The sequence below is a fragment of the Flavonifractor sp. AGMB03687 genome, from assembly GCF_017811815.1.
Lineage (GTDB): Bacteria > Bacillota > Clostridia > Oscillospirales > Oscillospiraceae > Flavonifractor.
This window is the reverse complement of sequence record NZ_JADKZI010000002.1, coordinates 459,957-477,898: the sequence shown is the minus strand read 5'-3', so window position 1 is coordinate 477,898 and position 17,942 is coordinate 459,957. Positions and strand designations below refer to the sequence as shown.

17 protein-coding genes, 1 riboswitch and 1 other annotated feature are annotated in these 17,942 nt (G+C 62.6%); of the genes, 12 read left to right on the top strand and 5 right to left on the bottom strand.

What is annotated here, in order from left to right; all coding sequences use genetic code 11:
- Positions 1 to 29 precede the first annotated feature (29 nt).
- The 9 genes from dxs to J9789_RS05755 all read left to right on the top strand — a co-directional run bounded on the left by dxs (position 30) and on the right by J9789_RS05755 (position 9,418).
- Positions 30 to 1,874, top strand: coding sequence for a 1-deoxy-D-xylulose-5-phosphate synthase (gene dxs, locus J9789_RS05795; protein WP_209343753.1), 1,845 nt, complete (start codon positions 30 to 32; stop codon positions 1,872 to 1,874).
- The gene (locus J9789_RS05790; protein ID WP_209343465.1) at positions 1,861 to 2,679 is read left to right on the top strand and encodes a TlyA family RNA methyltransferase; all 819 of its coding nucleotides are present in this window, start codon (positions 1,861 to 1,863) and stop codon (positions 2,677 to 2,679) included. Before dxs ends, J9789_RS05790 begins: the two co-directional genes overlap by 14 nt.
- The gene (locus J9789_RS05785; protein ID WP_209343463.1) at positions 2,679 to 3,542 is read left to right on the top strand and encodes an NAD(+)/NADH kinase; all 864 of its coding nucleotides are present in this window, start codon (positions 2,679 to 2,681) and stop codon (positions 3,540 to 3,542) included. Before J9789_RS05790 ends, J9789_RS05785 begins: the two co-directional genes overlap by 1 nt.
- Before the next feature lie 3 nt (positions 3,543 to 3,545).
- Positions 3,546 to 3,998 (top strand): arginine repressor, encoded by a 453-nt coding sequence (locus J9789_RS05780; protein WP_087333961.1) that lies wholly within the window; start codon positions 3,546 to 3,548, stop codon positions 3,996 to 3,998.
- 54 nt (positions 3,999 to 4,052) lie between these two features.
- Complete coding sequence (gene recN / locus J9789_RS05775) at positions 4,053 to 5,750, top strand: DNA repair protein RecN (protein ID WP_209343460.1); 1,698 nt, start codon at positions 4,053 to 4,055, stop codon at positions 5,748 to 5,750.
- 73 nt (positions 5,751 to 5,823) lie between these two features.
- On the top strand, positions 5,824 to 6,192 hold the full coding sequence (locus J9789_RS05770; protein ID WP_209343458.1) for a nuclear transport factor 2 family protein: 369 nt from the start codon (positions 5,824 to 5,826) through the stop codon (positions 6,190 to 6,192).
- Positions 6,193 to 6,237: 45 nt separating this feature from the next.
- Positions 6,238 to 6,480 (top strand) — a binding site (T-box leader).
- Positions 6,481 to 6,521: 41 nt separating this feature from the next.
- Positions 6,522 to 6,812, top strand: coding sequence for a hypothetical protein (locus tag J9789_RS05765; RefSeq protein WP_209343455.1), 291 nt, complete (start codon positions 6,522 to 6,524; stop codon positions 6,810 to 6,812).
- A gap of 33 nt (positions 6,813 to 6,845) precedes the next feature.
- On the top strand, positions 6,846 to 8,075 hold the full coding sequence (gene tyrS / locus J9789_RS05760; protein WP_209343448.1) for a tyrosine--tRNA ligase: 1,230 nt from the start codon (positions 6,846 to 6,848) through the stop codon (positions 8,073 to 8,075).
- A gap of 149 nt (positions 8,076 to 8,224) precedes the next feature.
- Positions 8,225 to 9,418, top strand: coding sequence for an AI-2E family transporter (locus J9789_RS05755; protein ID WP_209343446.1), 1,194 nt, complete (start codon positions 8,225 to 8,227; stop codon positions 9,416 to 9,418).
- A gap of 37 nt (positions 9,419 to 9,455) precedes the next feature.
- Here the strand turns inward: J9789_RS05755 and dapB are convergent, their stop codons facing one another.
- The 3 genes from dapB to asd are packed head-to-tail and all read right to left on the bottom strand — an operon-like array spanning position 9,456 to position 12,232.
- Positions 9,456 to 10,223: a 4-hydroxy-tetrahydrodipicolinate reductase gene (gene dapB / locus J9789_RS05750; protein WP_209343444.1), complete on the bottom strand. Its 768-nt coding sequence runs from the start codon at positions 10,221 to 10,223 to the stop codon at positions 9,456 to 9,458.
- 22 nt (positions 10,224 to 10,245) lie between these two features.
- Complete coding sequence (gene dapA, locus J9789_RS05745) at positions 10,246 to 11,139, bottom strand: 4-hydroxy-tetrahydrodipicolinate synthase (protein WP_209343442.1); 894 nt, start codon at positions 11,137 to 11,139, stop codon at positions 10,246 to 10,248.
- Between the two features lie 7 nt (positions 11,140 to 11,146).
- A complete protein-coding gene (gene asd, locus J9789_RS05740; RefSeq protein WP_209343440.1) occupies positions 11,147 to 12,232 on the bottom strand; it encodes an aspartate-semialdehyde dehydrogenase in 1,086 nt (361 codons plus the stop codon).
- Positions 12,233 to 12,385: 153 nt separating this feature from the next.
- A riboswitch (Lysine riboswitch) is annotated at positions 12,386 to 12,558 on the bottom strand.
- Positions 12,559 to 12,653: 95 nt separating this feature from the next.
- On the opposite strand from asd, the gene J9789_RS05735 reads away from it, so the two are divergent.
- Both J9789_RS05735 and queA read left to right on the top strand, forming a co-directional pair.
- A complete protein-coding gene (locus J9789_RS05735; protein WP_245185085.1) occupies positions 12,654 to 14,339 on the top strand; it encodes a SpoIID/LytB domain-containing protein in 1,686 nt (561 codons plus the stop codon).
- Complete coding sequence (gene queA, locus J9789_RS05730) at positions 14,336 to 15,361, top strand: tRNA preQ1(34) S-adenosylmethionine ribosyltransferase-isomerase QueA (protein ID WP_209343751.1); 1,026 nt, start codon at positions 14,336 to 14,338, stop codon at positions 15,359 to 15,361. Before J9789_RS05735 ends, queA begins: the two co-directional genes overlap by 4 nt.
- A gap of 40 nt (positions 15,362 to 15,401) precedes the next feature.
- Here queA and J9789_RS05725 read toward each other — a convergent pair whose 3' ends face one another.
- Both J9789_RS05725 and J9789_RS05720 read right to left on the bottom strand, forming a co-directional pair.
- On the bottom strand, positions 15,402 to 16,475 hold the full coding sequence (locus tag J9789_RS05725) for a glycosyltransferase (protein WP_209343436.1): 1,074 nt from the start codon (positions 16,473 to 16,475) through the stop codon (positions 15,402 to 15,404).
- Between the two features lie 58 nt (positions 16,476 to 16,533).
- The gene (locus J9789_RS05720) at positions 16,534 to 17,385 is read right to left on the bottom strand and encodes a collagen-like protein (RefSeq protein WP_209343434.1); all 852 of its coding nucleotides are present in this window, start codon (positions 17,383 to 17,385) and stop codon (positions 16,534 to 16,536) included.
- A gap of 231 nt (positions 17,386 to 17,616) precedes the next feature.
- Between J9789_RS05720 and trxA the strand changes: the two genes are divergently transcribed.
- Positions 17,617 to 17,931: a thioredoxin gene (trxA, locus tag J9789_RS05715; RefSeq protein WP_087333996.1), complete on the top strand. Its 315-nt coding sequence runs from the start codon at positions 17,617 to 17,619 to the stop codon at positions 17,929 to 17,931.
- The last annotated feature ends 11 nt before the right edge of the window (positions 17,932 to 17,942 follow it).

Below are 17,942 nucleotides of genomic sequence, written 5' to 3'. Positions count from 1 at the left end.
CTTCACCGGGAGGTGTTACCATTCTTAGTCTGGAGCAATGTTCCAACGATCTCAGCGCCCTGACCGACAGTGAGGCTGCTGCGCTGTGCGGCCTGCTGCGGGCCCGCATCCTGGATGTGGTCTCCCGCACCGGCGGCCATCTGGCCTCCAGCCTGGGGGCGGTGGAGCTGATCGTTGCCATTCATCGTGTGTTTGATACCGGTCGGGACCGGCTGGTGTTTGACGTGGGCCACCAGTGCTATGCCCACAAGATCCTCACCGGCCGCAACGGCGCCATGGAGACTCTGCGCTCCTTCGGCGGTCTGGCCGGTTATCCCAAACCCACCGAGAGCGAGACCGACGCCTTTATCGCCGGTCACGCGTCCAACTCGGTTTCCGTAGCCCTTGGAATGGCAAGGGCAAGAACTTTACAACATAAGGACTACAGCGTGTTGGCCCTGATCGGCGACGGCGCCCTCACCGGCGGCCTGGCCTACGAGGGCCTGTCGGATGCGGGGGACAGCATGGAGCCCCTCATCGTCATCCTCAACGATAACGGTATGTCCATCACCAAGAGCGTGGGCGGCGTGGCCGACCATCTGGCCCGCCAGCGGCTCAAGCCCCAGTACCTCCGCTTCAAGCGGGGCTACCGGAAGGTGATGGGAGCCACCGCTTTGGGCCGGGGCATCTACAAGGTGACCCACAAGGTCAAGACCGCCATCAAGGAGACCCTGCTGCCCTGCAGCCTCTTTGAGGACATGGGCTTTACCTACCTGGGTCCCGTGGACGGCCACGACGTGAAGGGCCTCACCCGACTGCTGACCTACGCCCGGGACCTGAAGGGCCCGGTGCTGCTCCACGTCAGAACAGTAAAGGGAAAGGGCTATACACCTGCCGAGCGAAATCCCGACCAGTTCCACGGCGTGGGACGCTTCTGTGTGGAGACCGGCGAGGTCCTCAAAAGCGGCGGCACCAACTTCTCCGCTGTCTTTGGCCAGACCATGTGCCGGCTGGCGGAGGAAGACCCCAAGCTGTGCGCCATCACCGCCGCTATGCAGGGGGGAACAGGCCTCAACGGCTTTGCTGCCCAGTTCCCCGACCGGTTCTTTGACGTGGGTATCGCCGAGGGCCATGCGGTGGCTATGGCCGCCGGTATGGCCAAGCAGGGGATGCTGCCGGTGTTTGCGGTGTACTCCTCCTTCTTACAGCGCGCTTATGACCAGCTGCTCCATGACGTGGCTCTTCAGGGGCTCCACGTGGTGTTCGGTGTGGACCGGGCCGGGCTGGTAGGGGAGGACGGCGAGACCCACCACGGCGTCTTTGACCCCGCCTTCTTGGACACAGTGCCCGGCATGACGGTGCTGTGCCCCTCCAGCTATTCGGAGCTGGAGGCCATGCTCCGCCATGCCATCTATGAGGTGAAGGGGCCGGTGGCCGTCCGCTATCCCAGAGGGGGCCAGGGGGACTATCAGGAGGACTCCGGGCCGGTAAAGACTGCGGTGCTGCGTACCGGCAAGGATATTACCTTGACAGGATACGGCATCACCATCAACGGCCTGCTGGAGTGCGCGAAGCTCCTGGAGGCTGACGGCATCCAGGCCGAGGTCATCAAGCTCAACACCATCACCCCGCTGGACCTGGAGCCGGTAGTGGAATCGGTCCGCAAGACCGGCCGTCTGCTGACGGCGGAGGAGTGCGCTCCCGGCAACTGCGTGGGCCAGCGTATTGCCGCCGGACTGCTGGAGCGGGGGGTATCCGCCCAAACGGTGCTGGTCAATACCGGCCCTGATTTCGTGACCCACGGCTCGGTGGCCCAGCTGCGGGCCCTGTGCGGGCTGGACGGGGCATCCCTGTACAAAAAGGCGTTGGAGGTCTGCGGACATGGCAATCGTTAAAAAAAGACTGGATGTGCTGATGGTGGAGCAGGGTCTGGCGGAGAGCCGTCAGCGGGCCCAGGCCATCATCATGAGCGGCCAGGTCTATGTAAAAGAGCAGAAGGTGGACAAGGCCGGGGCCCAGATCCCCGAAGACGCCCACATCGAGGTGCGGGGCCAGACTCTAGCCTATGTGAGCCGGGGCGGCCTGAAGCTGGAGAAGGCCATGAAGACCTTTGAGGGCATCCACCTGGACGGGGCGGTGTGCGGCGACATCGGCGCCTCCACCGGCGGCTTTACCGACTGCATGCTGCAAAACGGCGCGGTGAAGGTGTATGCCGTGGACGTGGGCTATGGCCAGCTGGCCTGGTCCCTGCGCAGCGACGAACGGGTGGTGTGCCTGGAGCGCACCAACGCCCGCTACTTGACCCATGAGCAGATCCCCGATGAGCTGGACTTTGCCAGCGTGGATGTGTCCTTCATCTCCCTGAAGCTGATCCTGCCCGCTCTGCGCGGCTTGCTGAAGGAGAATGGGCAAGTCGTTTGCCTTGTCAAGCCTCAGTTTGAGGCCGGACGGGAAAAGGTAGGCAAGAAGGGCGTGGTGCGGGACCCCGCCGTCCACCTGGAAGTCATTCAGAATTTTCTCGGTCATGCCGCTGAAGCGGACTTTACCGTAAAGGACATGACCTTTTCACCAATCAGAGGACCCGAGGGCAACATTGAATACCTGGGACACCTGCTGGCCGGCGGGGGCGGAACGCCCTGGGCTGGTGATCCGGCGGCCCTGGTGGAGGCTTCCCACGCGGCCCTGGAAGGAGCCGGATAATGAAGGTAGTACTGAGCCCCAACCCCTATCGGGACCGGGGATTGAAGGCCGCACAGGCGGCGGAAAAGATTCTGAAGGCGGCGGGAGTGGAAACCGCCATCTGCCTGCCTTTCTCTGTGGAAGGGAGCAACGTGGAGTTCCCCAAGCACATCCAGTTCAAGCAGACCGAGGAGGAGCTGAAGAGCGCCGATATCCTGGTGTGCTTCGGCGGGGACGGCACCATCCTCCACGCCGCCAAGGACGCTAACCAGTTCAATGTGCCCATTCTGGGTGTCAACCTGGGCAGTGTGGGCTTTATGGCGGAGCTGGAGCTGGGGGAGCTGTCCATGCTCTCCAAGCTGCCCGCCGGTAAGTACGACGTGGAGCGGCGGATGATGCTGGACGTGACAGTGCGCCGGGACGGCAAGGTGATCTACTCCGACATCGCCCTCAACGACGCCGCCCTCACCAAGGGCGCCGTGGCCCGGGTGGTGGACCTGGAGGTGCTGGGGGACAAGACCACCATCACCAAGATGTCTGCTGACGGCGTGGTCATCTCCACCCCCACGGGCTCCACCGCCTACTCCATGTCGGCGGGCGGACCCATCGTGGAGCCCACGGCGGAGAACATCATCGTGACCCCCATCTGCCCCCACGCTCTGTCCGCCCGGTCCTTCGTGCTGGGTCATGAGCGGACGGTGTCCATCAAGCTGGGGCGGATGGCCCGCAAGACCGCCTTCCTATCGGTGGACGGAGGCAAGGCCTTCAAGCTCAACGGAGGCGACGTGGTGGAAGCCAAGGTATCCAAATCTAAAACCAGACTGGTCCGGGTCACCGGCCGGACTTTCTATGAGATCTTGAATCACAAATTGGGAGGTGCGTAAGCCATGAAGGCGAAACGGCAGCAGGAGATTTTGCGAATCATTGCAGAGCAGGATGTGGACACCCAGGACCAGCTTCTGACCGAACTGCGGGCCAGAGGCGTGCAGTCCACCCAGGCCACCATTTCCCGGGACATCAAAGAGCTCCATCTCATCAAGGAGCTGACCGGGTACGGTACCTATCGGTACGCCGTTTCGGAGCGGAAGGCCTCCCTGAACATCGCCGGCCGGCTGCGCACCATCTTCAAGGAGGGTGTCACCTCCTTCGATGTGGCTCAGAACATCGTGGTACTCAAGACCATGCCCGGCCTGGCCTCGGCGGCCTGCGCCGCCATTGACGGCATGGATATTCCCAGCCTGGTGGGCAGTCTGGCAGGCGACGACACCGCCATTCTCATTATGCGCACCAATGAGGATGCGGCGGAGTTCTGCAACGAGATCCACGCCATGCTGAAATAAGATCCATATCTGACCCGCGCCCGAGGGCGCGGGTCTGCTAAGGTGGTGGCCTTTATGCTTTCTTTGCTTCACATTGAGAATATTGCGGTGATCCAGGCGGCGGACATCCAGTTTGACAAGGGCTTCAATGCCCTCACCGGCGAGACCGGCGCGGGCAAGTCCATCGTGGTGGACGCCATCGGGGCCATCATCGGAGAGCGGACCAGCCGGGACCTGATCCGTACCGGGGCCAAGTCCGCCCTGGTCAACGCCGTGTTTACCGGCCTGCCGGCCCTGGACTGGTTCCGGGAGAACGGCGTGGGTCCCGACGAGGACGGCAACCTCCTCATTCAGCGGGAGATTCAGCCCGACGGCAAGAACATCTGCCGCATTAACGGCCGGCTCATCACCGTGTCCCAGCTGCGTCAGCTGGGCCGTCTTCTGCTCAACATCCACGGCCAGCACGACGGGCAGCAGCTGCTGGATGAGCGGTGTCACCTGGACTACCTGGATGGCTTCGGGGACACCGGGGCCGACCTGGAGCGGTTTCGCACCGCCTACAACCGGCTGGCCGCCATCCGCCGGGAGATCTCCGCCCTCCAGATGGACGAGGCGGAGAAGGCCCGCCGCATCGACAGCCTGGAGTTCCAGATCGGCGAGCTGGAGCGGGCCGAGCTGCGCAGCGGGGAGGAGGAGGAGCTCACCGGCCGTCGGGACCTGCTGCGCAATGCCGGCAAGCTGATGGAGAGCGTAGAGGGGGCCCATCTGGCCCTGTCCGGCGACGATGAGCGGGAGGGAGCCGCCGCCATGCTGGGGGAGGCGGAGCAGTCCCTCCACAGCGCGGCCCGTATCAGTACCCAGGCCGCCGAGCTGTTGGAAAAGCTCACCGAGGTCCGGTGCGCTGCCGACGACATTGCCGAGCAGATCCGGGATCTGCGGGACGCCTTCGACTTCGAGCCGGGGGAGCTGGACCAGATCGAGAGCCGGTTGGACGTGCTCCACCGGCTGAAAAAGAAGTACGGCGGCTCGGTGGAGGAGATGCTGGACTACCTGGACCGCTGCAAAAAGGAGCTGGATGAGATCCAGTTCTCCACCGACACCATCGCCCGGCTGGAGAAGGAGAAGACCAAGGCACTGGCCGACGCCCAGAAGGCGGGGCAGGCCCTGACCGAAGTTCGAAAAACAGCGGCCAAGGCTCTGGAGCAGCGCATTCAGAGTGAATTGGCCCAGCTGGACATGCCGAAAGTCCGGTTCATGGTGGAGTTTCAGCCCAAGCCGGGGGAGTTCGCCATGGACGACACCGGCATGGACGAGGTGCAGTTCCTCATGTCTGCCAACGTGGGCGAGGATTTGAAGCCCATCCAGAAGATCGCCTCCGGCGGTGAGCTGGCCCGCATCATGCTGGCCCTGAAAAACGTACTGGCCGAGAACGACCAGGTGGGTACCATGGTCTTTGACGAGGTGGACACCGGCGTGTCCGGCCGGGCTGCCCAGAAGGTGGCCGAGAAGCTGGCCGACGTGGCCCGCACCAAGCAGGTGCTGTGCGTTACCCATCTGCCTCAGCTGGCCGCCATGGCCCACGTCCATTTCTCGGTGGAGAAGGGGGAGCGGGACGGCCGCACCTACACCCAGGTGGAGCGCCTGACCCGCCAGCGCCGCTGCGAGGAGCTAGCCCGGCTCACCTCCGGCGAGCATATCACCGACGCCACCCTGGGCGCCGCCGAGGAGCTGCTGGACAGCGCGGACGAGTACAAGCGACTGCACAAAAGCTAAGTTTTGTTAAGTTGAGAACCTGCAGGACGGGTCAGCGATCTGCCCCTGCAAAGAAACGAAAGGGGAGACCGGTATGACCAACAAGGAGATCGTCCTGAAGTTTTACGAAGAGGTGTTCAACGCCCACGACCTGAGCAAGCTGGACGACTACATGCGGGAGGACTACATCCAGCACAACCCCAATGCCGCCAGCGGCCGGGAGGGCTTCCGGCAGTTTGCCAACGGCTTTTTCCAGATGAAGCCCCACATGGAGATCAAGCACATTCTGGAAGACGGGGACCTGGTGTGCGTCTTCTTCAAGTGCACCATGGAGGGCAACGGCACCATCAACAAGGTCTTCGACCTCTACCGGCTCCAGGACGGCAAGCTGGCCGAGCACTGGGACTGCGTAGAGCATGACGTGGGCGGCATCGTCCCCATGCATGACAACGGCCTGTTCTGAGCTCTTGACAAACGGCAAAAGATATTCTATAATCCATCTCAATATGACACTGCGATGACAGGGAGAAGTACCGACCCACGTCCCGCCCAGAGAGCCCCCGGTTTGGTGAAAGGGGGAGGGGACAGGCTGGGAAATACACCCTGGAGCAGCCGCCTGAACGGGGAAGACCCCTACTAGGGCCGTGTCGGGTGCGCCCGTTATCGCGCCGCCGTGTGTTGGCACGGCATGAGGCTCTTTTCGCGAGGAAAGGGCGAACCAGAGGTGGTACCGCGTTTTTACGCCCTCTGTCCGAAAGGACAGAGGGCTTTTTGTATGAAAGGGGGCGTTATATGGAACGGGAAGTGTGTCTCCGCTGCGGCGGAGAGATGGGACATGTGGGACAGGAGCGTATCCAAAAGGGACAGTTTGGCTGGATCTTTGGTGCGTGGGACAACCTGCTGTCCGGGGCGCTGACCGTAGACATCTACTGCTGCCGCCAGTGTAAAAAGCTGGAGCTCTATGCGGTGGAAGCGCCGGAAGAGGACGGAAGCGGCATCGCTCAGGTCCCATGTCCCGGCTGCGGCCAGCTCCACGACATGGACGACGCCAAGTGTCCCCACTGCGGAAAGCGGTTATACTGATCATAACATCATTGAGATAAAAGGAGAATGAACATGACTTGCTACGAAGAACTGAAGGCCCGCGGCCTCATTGCCCAGGTCACCAATGAGGAGGAAATCTCCAAGATGATCAACGAGGGCAAGGCCGTCTTCTACATCGGCTTTGACCCCACCGCCGACTCCCTCCACGTGGGCCACTTCATGGCCCTGTGCCTGATGAAGCGGCTCCAGATGGCGGGCAACCGGCCCATCGCCCTCATCGGCGGCGGCACCGGCATGGTGGGTGACCCCTCCGGCCGCTCCGACATGCGCCAGATGATGACCACCGAGACCATCCAGCACAACTGCGACTGCTTCAAGAAGCAGATGGAGCGGTTCATCGAGTTCGGCGAGGGCAAGGCCCAGATGGTCAACAACGCCGAGTGGCTCCTCAAGCTCAACTATGTGGAGCTGCTGCGTGAGGTGGGCGCCTGCTTCTCCGTCAACAACATGCTGCGTGCCGAGTGCTACAAGCAGCGCATGGAGAAGGGTCTGTCCTTCCTGGAGTTCAACTACATGATCATGCAGTCCTACGACTTCTACCACCTGTTCCAGCACTACGGCTGCAACATGCAGTTCGGCGGCGACGACCAGTGGTCCAACATGCTGGGCGGCACCGAGCTCATCCGCCGCAAGCTGGGCAAGGACGCCCACGCCATGACCATCACCCTGCTGCTCAACTCCGAGGGCAAGAAGATGGGCAAGACCGCCAAGGGCGCCGTGTGGCTGGACCCCAACAAGACCAGCCCCTACGAGTTCTACCAGTACTGGCGCAACGTGGGCGACGGCGACGTGCTCAAGTGCCTGCGGATGCTTACCTTCCTGCCTCTGGAGCAGATCGACGAGATGGACAAGTGGGAGGGCAGCCAGCTCAACACCGCCAAGGAGATCCTGGCCTTTGAGCTGACCAAGCTGGTCCACGGCGAGGAGGAGGCCAAGAAGGCCCAGGACGCCGCCAAGGCCCTGTTCGTGGGCGGCGGCGACATGAGCAACGTGCCCTCCACCACCCTGGAGGCCGCCGACCTCACCGACGGCTCCATCGGCATTCTGGATCTGATGCTCAAGTGCTCCCTGGTGCCCTCCAAGAAGGAGGCCCGCCGGCTCATCGAGCAGGGTGGCGTGGAGCTGGACGGCCAGAAGGTCACCGACGTGAATACCGCGGTCACTGCCGAGCAGCTCTCCGGCGACGGCGTCATGATCAAGAAGGGTAAAAAAGTGTTCCACCGGGCCTCTGTTCAGGGCTAAGAAAGCAGGGGGGACCGCCGCCTGGGCGGCGGTCCCCTTTTTCTGTTTTTTACATCATCCCCGTTGCAGGGGCAGCAGAGCCATGATACAATATGCTTTGCGGGTCATCCGCAGACTGTGTGTGGCAAGCTGCAAAGGAGGAAACCAACGTGCCCGACAAAGAGGATCAAGGGAAAAAGAAAAAGTGGTACATCCTGGACGGGAATCACATCCAGCTGCTCATTGTTCTGCTGGTTGCCATTCTGTTTTATGTGGGATTGAACCACTTCGACGTGGTAACCGTCCGGATCGACAAGTTCACAGGGGTGCTCTCACCCTTCATCGTGGGCTTTGCCATCGCCTATCTGCTCAATACGCCCATGTGCTTCTTTGAGCGTAAGCTGTTTGCCAATTCCAAATACAAGCGGGGCCTGTCCATCCTGCTGGTGTACGTGCTGGCCTTCGCCGTGGTGGCCATTCTGCTGGGACTCATCATTCCTCAGGTGGTACAGAGCGTGAAGGACCTGGCCGGCAATATGCAGTATTATCTGGACGGCCTGAATCAGCTGGTGCAGAACCTGACGGAGCAGTTTGACCTGGATTCCGAGGGGATCAACACCGCGCTGGGCGATTTCCAGAGCATGATGAGCAATGTCAGCGCCAAGGTGGCCCAGGCCCTGCCCCAGATCGTGGACGTGGGCTTCGCCATCGGCAACGGCGTGATCACCGGCATTACCGCCATCATCTCCTCCGTCTACATGCTGGCGGGGAAGGGGCGGCTGGTACCCCAGCTGAAGCGGCTGCTCTACGCTATCCTGCCCAAGCGGTGCTCCGACCGGTTGCTGCAGATCTGCAGCCACGCCAACGAAGTGTTCGTGGGCTTCATCAACGGCAAGATCATCGACTCCGCCATCATCGGCGTGCTCTGCTTCATCCTGTGCGCCATCTTCCGCATCCCCTATCCCATGCTGGTCAGCGTCACCGTGGGCGTCACTAACGTGATTCCCTTCTTCGGCCCCATCATCGGCGCCATTCCCTGTCTGTTCATTCTGGTGATCGTAGATCCCTGGGCCGCCCTGCGGTTCTTCGTCCTGGTCATCGGCCTGCAGCAGTTTGACGGCAACATCCTGGGCCCCAAGATCCTGGGCGACAGCACCGGCCTGTCCGCCATCTGGGTGCTGGTCTCCATCGTCACCGGCGGCGGCCTGTTTGGCTTCCCCGGTATGATCCTGGGCGTGCCCACCTTCGCGGTGCTCTATGCCCTGGTGCGGGAGTGGGTCAACAACCGCCTGAAAGCCAAAAAGATCGACGGCAACGGCCATCCTCTAGAGGACAAGGCTCAAACTCCGCCGAACGAAGAGTAAAACAAAAAGACCGCCCAATGGGCGGTCTTTTTTGTCGTTACAGAAGGGTGGCCTGGACCAGATCGGTCATGGAGTAGAGGCCGGGGGCCTCCACACCGGCCAGGAACCGGGCGGCCCGCACCGCGCCGGAGGCAAAGACCTCACGGCTCATTGCGGAGTGGCTCAGGGTGATGACTTCATCCCGACCGGCAAAGATCACGTCGTGGTCCCCCACGATGCCGCCGCCCCGGACCGAGCTGATGCCGATCTCCCGGGGCTCCCGGGCCTTGCGGACGCTGTGGCGGTCATACACGTAGTCCGGCTGCCAGGGGAGGACCTCCGCCGCCGCGTCGGCCAGCATGAGGGCGGTGCCGCTGGGGGCATCCACCTTCTTGTTGTGGTGCTTCTCCACGATCTCAATGTCGTAGTCGCTGCCCAGGGCCGCTGCCGCCTGCTTCACCAGAGCCAGCAGCACGTTGACGCCCAGGGACATATTGGCGGAGCGGAAGATAGGAATGACCTGAGCCGCACGGTCGATGGCGGCCAGCTGCTCCTCCGAGTAGCCGGTGGTGGCCAGCACCGCCGGAATGTGCCGCTCCATGCAGAACTCCAGCAGAGCGGGCAGGGCGGCGGGGGAGGAGAAATCAATGAGGGCGTCGGCCTCCGCCTTGAAGTCGGCAGGGGAGGAGTAGACGGGGAAATCCCGGTCCCCGGTGCCCAGCAGGTCAAAGCCGGCGGCGATCTCCAGGTCGGGCTGGGCGGCGCAGATGTGCTCCACCACCCGGCCCATCCGGCCGTTGCAGCCGGAGAGGATCAAACGAAGCATTTCCAACATCCTTTCCCGGGGCTCAGGCGGTGAGCAGACCCGCCTTGATCATGGACTGGCGCAGGGTCTCCAGAGGACCGTCGCTCATGTCGCACAGGGGCAGGCGCAGGGAGCCGATGTCGTAGCCCGCCAGATTCATGGCGGCCTTGATGGGAATGGGGTTGACCTCCAGGAAGAGGGAATCGATAAAGTCCATATACCCCAGCTGGAGGGCGGCAGCCTCGTGGAACTTGCCCTCCAGACACAGGTGGGTCATCTGGATCATGATCTCGGGGGCGATGTTGGCCACCACCGAGATGACCCCCTTGGCGCCCAGGCTCATCATGGGGACCACCTGGTCGTCGTTGCCCGACCAGACGTAGAAGTCGTCGCCGCAGATGGCCAGGGTGTGGGCCAGCAGGGAGAAGTTGCCGCTGGCCTCCTTCACGCCGTTGATATTGGGGTGCTGGGAGAGCACCTTGTAGGTCTCGGCAGTGAAGGAAACGCCGGTCCGGGAGGGGACATTATAGAGAATGATGGGCAGATCCACCCGGTCGGCGATGTATTCGTAGTGCTTAATGAGGCCGGTCTGGGACGCCTTGTTGTAGTAGGGGGTCACATGCAGCAGGGCGTCGGCACCGGAGTCCTGGGCGTGCTGGGACAGGTAGACGGCGGCGGAGGTGTCGTTGCTCCCCGCGCCGGCGATGACCTTGACTCGGCCATTGACCCGCTTGACACAGTATTCCACGGCGGCAATGTGCTCCCGGATGGTGAGGGTGGAACACTCGCCGGTGGTGCCGCAGACGCAGATAGCGTCCAGGCCACGCTCGATCTGCTCGTCGATGAGCTTTCCGAACTGATCGTAGTTGATGGCACCGCTGTGGTCAAACGGGGTGATGATGGCGGAACAGGCTCCGGTAAAAACAGGCTCTCTCATAATAGGGTTACCTCCTTGAAATGTAACCCTCCGCGCACAGAAGTTCGGCAAGAAGGACTGCGCCGCCCGCGGCGCCGCGAAGGGTATTGTGGGACAGGCAGACGAACTTGTAGTCGTACTGCGTGTCGGGACGCAGACGGCCAATGCAGACCGCCATGCCGCCCTCAGTCATCCGGTCCAGCCGGGTCTGAGGACGGTCGGGCTCCTCAAAGTAGTGCAGGAACTGCTTGGGAGCGGAGGGCAGGGCCAGCTCCTGGGCACGGCCCTTGTAATTTGCCCAGATCTCTTTCATCTCCTCCATGGAGGGTTTGTTCTCAAAGCGTGCGAACACAGCGGCCATGTGGCCGTTGGACGCGGGCACCCGCAGACACTGGGCGGTGATGGAAGGGGACTGGGCGTTGACGATGACCCCGTTCTCCACCTTGCCCCACAGCTTCAGGGGCTCCTGCTCGCTCTTCTCCTCCTCGCCGCCGATGTAGGGGATCACATTGTCCACCATCTCGGGCCAGGTCTCGAAGGTCTTGCCCGCGCCGGAAATAGCCTGATAGGTGCAGACCAGCACCTGATTCAGGCCGAAGCCGCGCAGGGGGTGCAGGGCGGGAACATAGCTCTGGAGGGAGCAGTTGGACTTAACGGCAATGAACCCGCGCTCCACCCCCAGTCGCTTTCGCTGGGCCTCGATGACTTTGATATGCTCGGGATTGATCTCCGGCACCACCATGGGCACGTCGGGAGTCCAGCGGTGAGCGGAGTTGTTGGAGACCACGGGGCACTCGTGCTTGGCGTAGGCCTCCTCCAGAGCCTGAATTTCTTCCTTCTTCATATCTACGGCGGAGAAGACAAAATCCACCTGGGAGGCAATGGTCTCGATGTCGGCCTCCGCATTCATGACCACCATCTTCTTGGCCTCTTCGGGCATGGGAGTCTCCAGGGCCCAGCGGGTGCCGATGGCCTCCTCATAGGTCTTGCCGGCGGAGCGGCTGCTGGCCGCAATGACGGTAAGCTGGAACCAGGGATGATTCTCCAGCAGGGAAACGAAACGCTGGCCCACCATGCCGGTGCCGCCGATGACGCCTACTTTGTATTTTTCCATGACCATACCTCCGTTGCTAAATTCCTATTCCAACACCGGCCTGTCTCAGACCGGAAAGTGGGAACAAATGAGAAAAAAGAAAATCAGCAGTTTACAGAACTGCTGATTTTGTACTATAATGACAGGGACAGTGCGACCCTGCACTAATCGACAAAAGCAGACAGCACTCCGCCGCGTTCGCGGCGACAGTCGAACGGATCTTATCCGGGCGACCAGGTCAACGCCCGGCCGGGAGCGTCCCTTCGGCGGCCTCCCCTTTCACGCGGTTCACCGGGCCCGGCGCCCTCCCCGCGCTACTCTTGAAGAGCCGCGCCTCTATCCTGCAAATGTAATTTCGCTATTTAGTTTGCAAAATTGTACCACAAGTTCTGGCAAAGTGTCAACGAAAGCGAGATGGGATTTCCGACAAATGAGAAGGAATATGTTGAAAAAAATTGTGCAGGTTGCCGCTTTGGCTCTGGCCATTGCGGTACCCATGAGCGCCGTACCGGCCTCCGCCGCCTCGGTTCAGGTGGACCCGACCATGAAGGTGGGCCTGTTTTACGGCAGCTCGGCCCTGCCCGGCGCCAATCTGCTCAACGACGTGGGCAGCGGCTATCGGCTGGGCTATTACGACAGCGACCGTGACTTTGTAGAGCTGGCCTCCACCGGTGAGACCGCCATCTCGGTGGTCAAGACCCAGAATGTCTACTACGGCAAGGTGGGGACCTGGAGCGGCTACTATGACACCATTACCTCCAACATCGCTGTGGGCTGCTGGCACTTGCAGCTGCCCGGCAGATATAGCTCCTATGAGGACGCCTATGATGCGGCGTCCTACTACCCCGACGGCTTCGTGACCTGGATCGACGGGGAGTGGCAGGTCCGAGTGGGTAACTACCTGGACAAGGAGTCCGCTCAGGACGCCCAGGACACACTGGGCCTGTACGACACGGAAGTCGTTGGCACCTCCAGCTACGGCGTGTCGGTGGTCAAGACGGGCACCAGCCAGATCCTCTTCCAGTTCGATGGCGGCAGCAGCGTGAGCCTGGGCATCCAGCCCGGCTTAAATGACCGGGAAAAGACCGAGACCATTTTCCGGGGCAATACCTATTACGGCGGGTTCCAGTACCAGCGGGTAAGCGGCGGCAACCTAACGGTGAGCAACGTCATCGGCCTGGAGGACTACGTCCAGGGCGTCATTGTCCGGGAGATGAGCTCCTCCTGGCCCCTGGAGGCCCTGAAGGCCCAGGCGGTGTGCGCCCGTACTTACGCTTACCGCAACTACACCGCCAGCAAGCACAAGAGCCAGGGCTTCGATATCTGCAACTCCACCTGCTGTCAGGTCTACTACGGTATGGATGCGGTGACGGCTTCCAGCAGCAGGGCAGTGGATGAGACGTACGGCGAGTACGCCTGGTACAATGGCTCCCTCATCGAGGCGGTGTACTCCTCCCATGACGGCGGTGCCACCGAGAGCGCCGTCAACGTGTGGGGCAGCAACGTACCCTACCTCATCGGCAAGTATGATCCCTATGAGGCGTCGGTGGCCTCCAAGATCACCAATTACAACTGGACGGTGACCTACACCGCCCAGGAGCTCAGCGACCTGCTCAACTCCAAGGGCTACACCAACTCGGGCATCGTGGACTTCCGGGTCACCAAGACCAGCCCCACCGGCAACGCCATTGAGATCACCTTCACCGACTCCTCCGGCAAGAGCTGGAGCAAGATCCGGGACGACTGCCGGACCTTCCTGGGTCTGCGGTCCATCCACTACACCGTCACCAGCTCCGGCGGCAGCGGCAGCAGCTCCTCCACCGGCGGCTATGTGGTGGACGGCAGCGGCTCCCTGTCCAGCCTGGACGGTGCCTACGCCATCGACGGCAGCGGCAGTGTGGGGGCCCTCAGCGAGAACGCCTATGTCATTGATGGCAGCGGCGCCGTAAGCCAGGCCTCCGCCTCCAGCGGGGGAGACGGCTCCACCGTGTTCACCATTACCGGCTCCGGCTGGGGCCACAACGTGGGCATGAGCCAGTGGGGCGCCTACGCCATGGCCCAGCAGGGCTATAATTATAAAGATATTCTGACCTTCTACTATACTGGAATAGAGGTGCGCAAGCCATAAAGACGTCTGATTTCGACTTTTACCTGCCGGAGGAGCTCATCGCTCAGACCCCGCTGGAAAAGCGGGACTCCTCCCGGCTGCTGGTGCTGGACAAAGAGACCGGCGCCACCAAACACATGCATTTTTACGATCTGCCCACCATGCTGAGACCGGGGGACTGCCTGGTACTCAACGACTCCCGGGTACTGCCCGCTCGGCTCATCGGCCACCGGGAGCCCGGCGGCGGCGCCGTGGAGGTGCTGCTGCTCATCGACCGGGGCAACAAGACCTGGGAGTGCCTGGTGCGTCCCGGCCGCAAGATGAAGCCGGGCACCAAAGTTTCCTTCGGCGAGGGTCAGCTCACTGCCGAGGTCACTGAGGTGCTGGAGGGGGGTAACCGGCTGGTCCGCTTCGACTACGAGGGCATCTTTTTGGAGAAGCTGGAGCAGTTGGGCAAAATGCCCCTGCCGCCCTATATCAAGGCCGAGCTCAACGACCCGGAGCGGTACCAGACCGTCTACTCCCGGGAGGTGGGCTCCGCCGCCGCCCCCACTGCCGGCCTCCACTTCACCAAGGAGCTTCTGAAGCAGGTGGAGGACATGGGGGTGCGTCTGGCCTATGTGACCCTCCATGTGGGCCTGGGCACCTTCCGCCCGGTGAAGGAGGAGGACATCCTGGACCACGAGATGCACTCCGAGTACTGCATGATCTCCGCCGAGACCGCCGAGATCATCAACCGCACCAAGCGGGAGGGAGGCCGGGTGATCTGCGTGGGCACCACCTCCTGCCGCACCATCGAGAGCTGGGCGGCGGAAGACGGCACCCTGAAGGAGAGCGCCGGATGGACCAATATCTTCATCTATCCGGGCTATAAGTTCAAGACCCTGGACTGCCTCATCACCAACTTCCACCTGCCGGAATCTACTCTCATCATGCTGGTGTCCGCTCTGGCGGGCCGGGAGCACATCCTGACCGCCTACAATGAGGCGGTGGAGCAGAAATACCGCTTCTTCTCCTTCGGAGACGCCATGTTTATCTGCTGAAACAGCCAAAGGCCTGCCGTATGAAAACGGCAGGCCTTTTTCACATTTTGCTCAGAATCTCCACGTTGCCCGCCAGACGGGGATCGGCGGGGGAGAGGGCCAGGGCCTTTTGGGCCTCCTCCAGAGCCAGACCGATCCGCCCGGTGCGGAAATAGGCCTGGCAGCGCAGATCGTGGGGGAGAGGCCCCCAGGCCTCCGCCTCACAGATGTAGGTGTCCGGCCGGACGGTGATGGCCAGAGCCACGCCGGTAAAGTACAGTACCCCGTCCCAGTTCTCCTGCTGGTAGCAGAGAGTGGCCAGATCCATCCAGGGCTCCCGCAGGTGGGGGGCCTCGGCGGCAGAGCGGAGGAACCAGCCTCTGGCCTGCTCCGGTGCGCCCTTTTGCAGGTATGCCTTGGCGATGTACCGCATGGAGGCCGCCCGCTCATTCTTCCAGGTGGCGGTGGGCATGGTCAGGTGATGCTTCAGGGTGGCGATGCAGTCGTCCCACCGGCCGTGGAAGAAGTACTCCCGGCCCAGGTAGTGGGCGTTGCGGTCGTCCTCCGGCTCCTCCCGCACCGACAGCTCCAGCAGAGGGAGGTACTGCCCCCGGGATTTGGACGGGTCCGGGTGGTGGTCCAACTGTACCCCCGGCGCCGTTACCATGGGGCCGGGCTGGCCGGGGCCCTCCCAGCGCAGGATCTCATGGACCGGGTGGACCCACCGGTAGCCGTGGCGGCGGTGGATCTTCTCGTACCAGAACACCACCCCCTCGGCCCCATCGGGCCGGAAGGACCAGGTGTAGCGGTACCGGGCCTGGCCTGCGTCCGGAGTCCAGGCGGCCTCCAGAGCGGCCCGCCAGCCGGGGTGGAACACCTCGTCCAGGTCGGTACACACGCAGATGTCCGCGTCCTCATCCACCAACTCCAGGGAGCGGTTGCGGGCCGTGTCAAACCGCCAGGGGGAGATGGACTCCACGGTGACGGCGGCCCCACGGGCCTTTAGCCGGGCCACGGTGTCGTCGGTGGAGCCGGTATCCAGCACCACCACCCGGTCCGCCTCCCCCATGGAGTCCATCCAGCGGTCCACAAACCGGGCCTCGTTCTTGCAGATGGTATAGACTACGATCTTCATGGATGCGCTTCCTCCGTGCGGAAAGAGGGAGGAGGGCGTTTGCCCTCCTCCCCGGGGTTCAGGAGTTCATCAGGCCGGCGGCCTTCAGGTTCTGAATGATCTGGTTGATGGTGTTGATGGCGTCGGCCAGGCTGGCGCCGCTCTCCAGGTTGGTGACGGCAGCAGCGGCATTGGCCGTGCCGGCAGGGCCGGTAGGTCCGGTGGGACCAGTGGGGCCGGTCGCACCGGCGGTGCCCGCGGTACCGGCAGGCCCGGTGGGACCAGTGGGACCAGTCGCGCCAGCAGTGCCAGCCGTACCGGCAGGGCCGGTAGGACCAGTAGGACCAGTAGGACCGGTAGCTCCGGCGGCGCCCACGGCACCGTCCGCACCGGCAGGACCGGTAGGACCAGTCGCGCCAGCGGTGCCAGCAGCACCGGCAGGGCCGGTCGGTCCGGTAGGACCAGTGGGGCCGGTGGCTCCGGCAGCGCCCGCAGCGCCGTCTACACCAGCAGGGCCGGTGGGTCCAGTAGGTCCGGTCGGTCCGGTAGTACCAGCAGTGCCGTCGGGGCCGGGGATGCCCTGGGGACCGGTGGGTCCGGTTGCGCCGTCAGGGCCGGGAATGCCCTGAGGACCGGTAGGACCGGTTGCGCCAGCCGCGCCGGTGGGACCGGTAGGACCGGGGGTAGCAGGTCCGGTGGGACCAGTAGGACCGGTAGCCCCCACAGGGCCGGTAGGGCCAGGAGCGCCGGAACCGGCAGGACCGGTGGGACCGGTGGCTCCCGCAGGGCCGGTGGCCCCGGTGGGTCCGGTGGGCCCAGGCACGGGGCAGGGAGGGGGACAGGGCGGCGGGCAGCAACCCGGCGGACAGCAGCAGGCAGCGCCCTCCTGTTTCCGTCTCCACTCCCGATCAGAGGGAAGATAGTGGTTCATATTGTACTCCTTTATCCGCTTGGCTTGTGGCTGTGCCACATGACAGCCTATGCCGGTGGCCCGCCGCCGGTGCCTGGCGAAAAGCCATAGTAAAAAAGTAGGGAAAGGGGGTTGACAAGACTAACTGTAACTGCTATAGTTACACTAGAAAGTGAAACAAATAAAGTTACAGATAAAAGCATAACATAAATCGGGCTAACGCCTGACACACAAACAGAAAGGAAGATGGATATGACCCCCATTACCATTACCAAAGCCAATTTTGAAGAAGTGGTGCTTCACTCCGACAAGCCCGTGCTGGTGGACTTCTGGGCTCCCTGGTGCGGCTACTGCCGCCGGATCAGCCCCGTGCTGGACCAGATCGCCCAGCAGTTTGACGGCCAGCTGGTGGTGGGCAAGATCAACATTGACGAGGAGCCCGGCCTGGAGGAGCAGTTCGAGGTGGAGGTCATTCCTACCCTGTTCCTCTTCAAGAACGGCGAGACGGGGGAGCCCATTGTGAACCCCGGCTCCAAGGCTCAGATCATCGACTGGATGGGACTGTAAAAGGAGGCGGA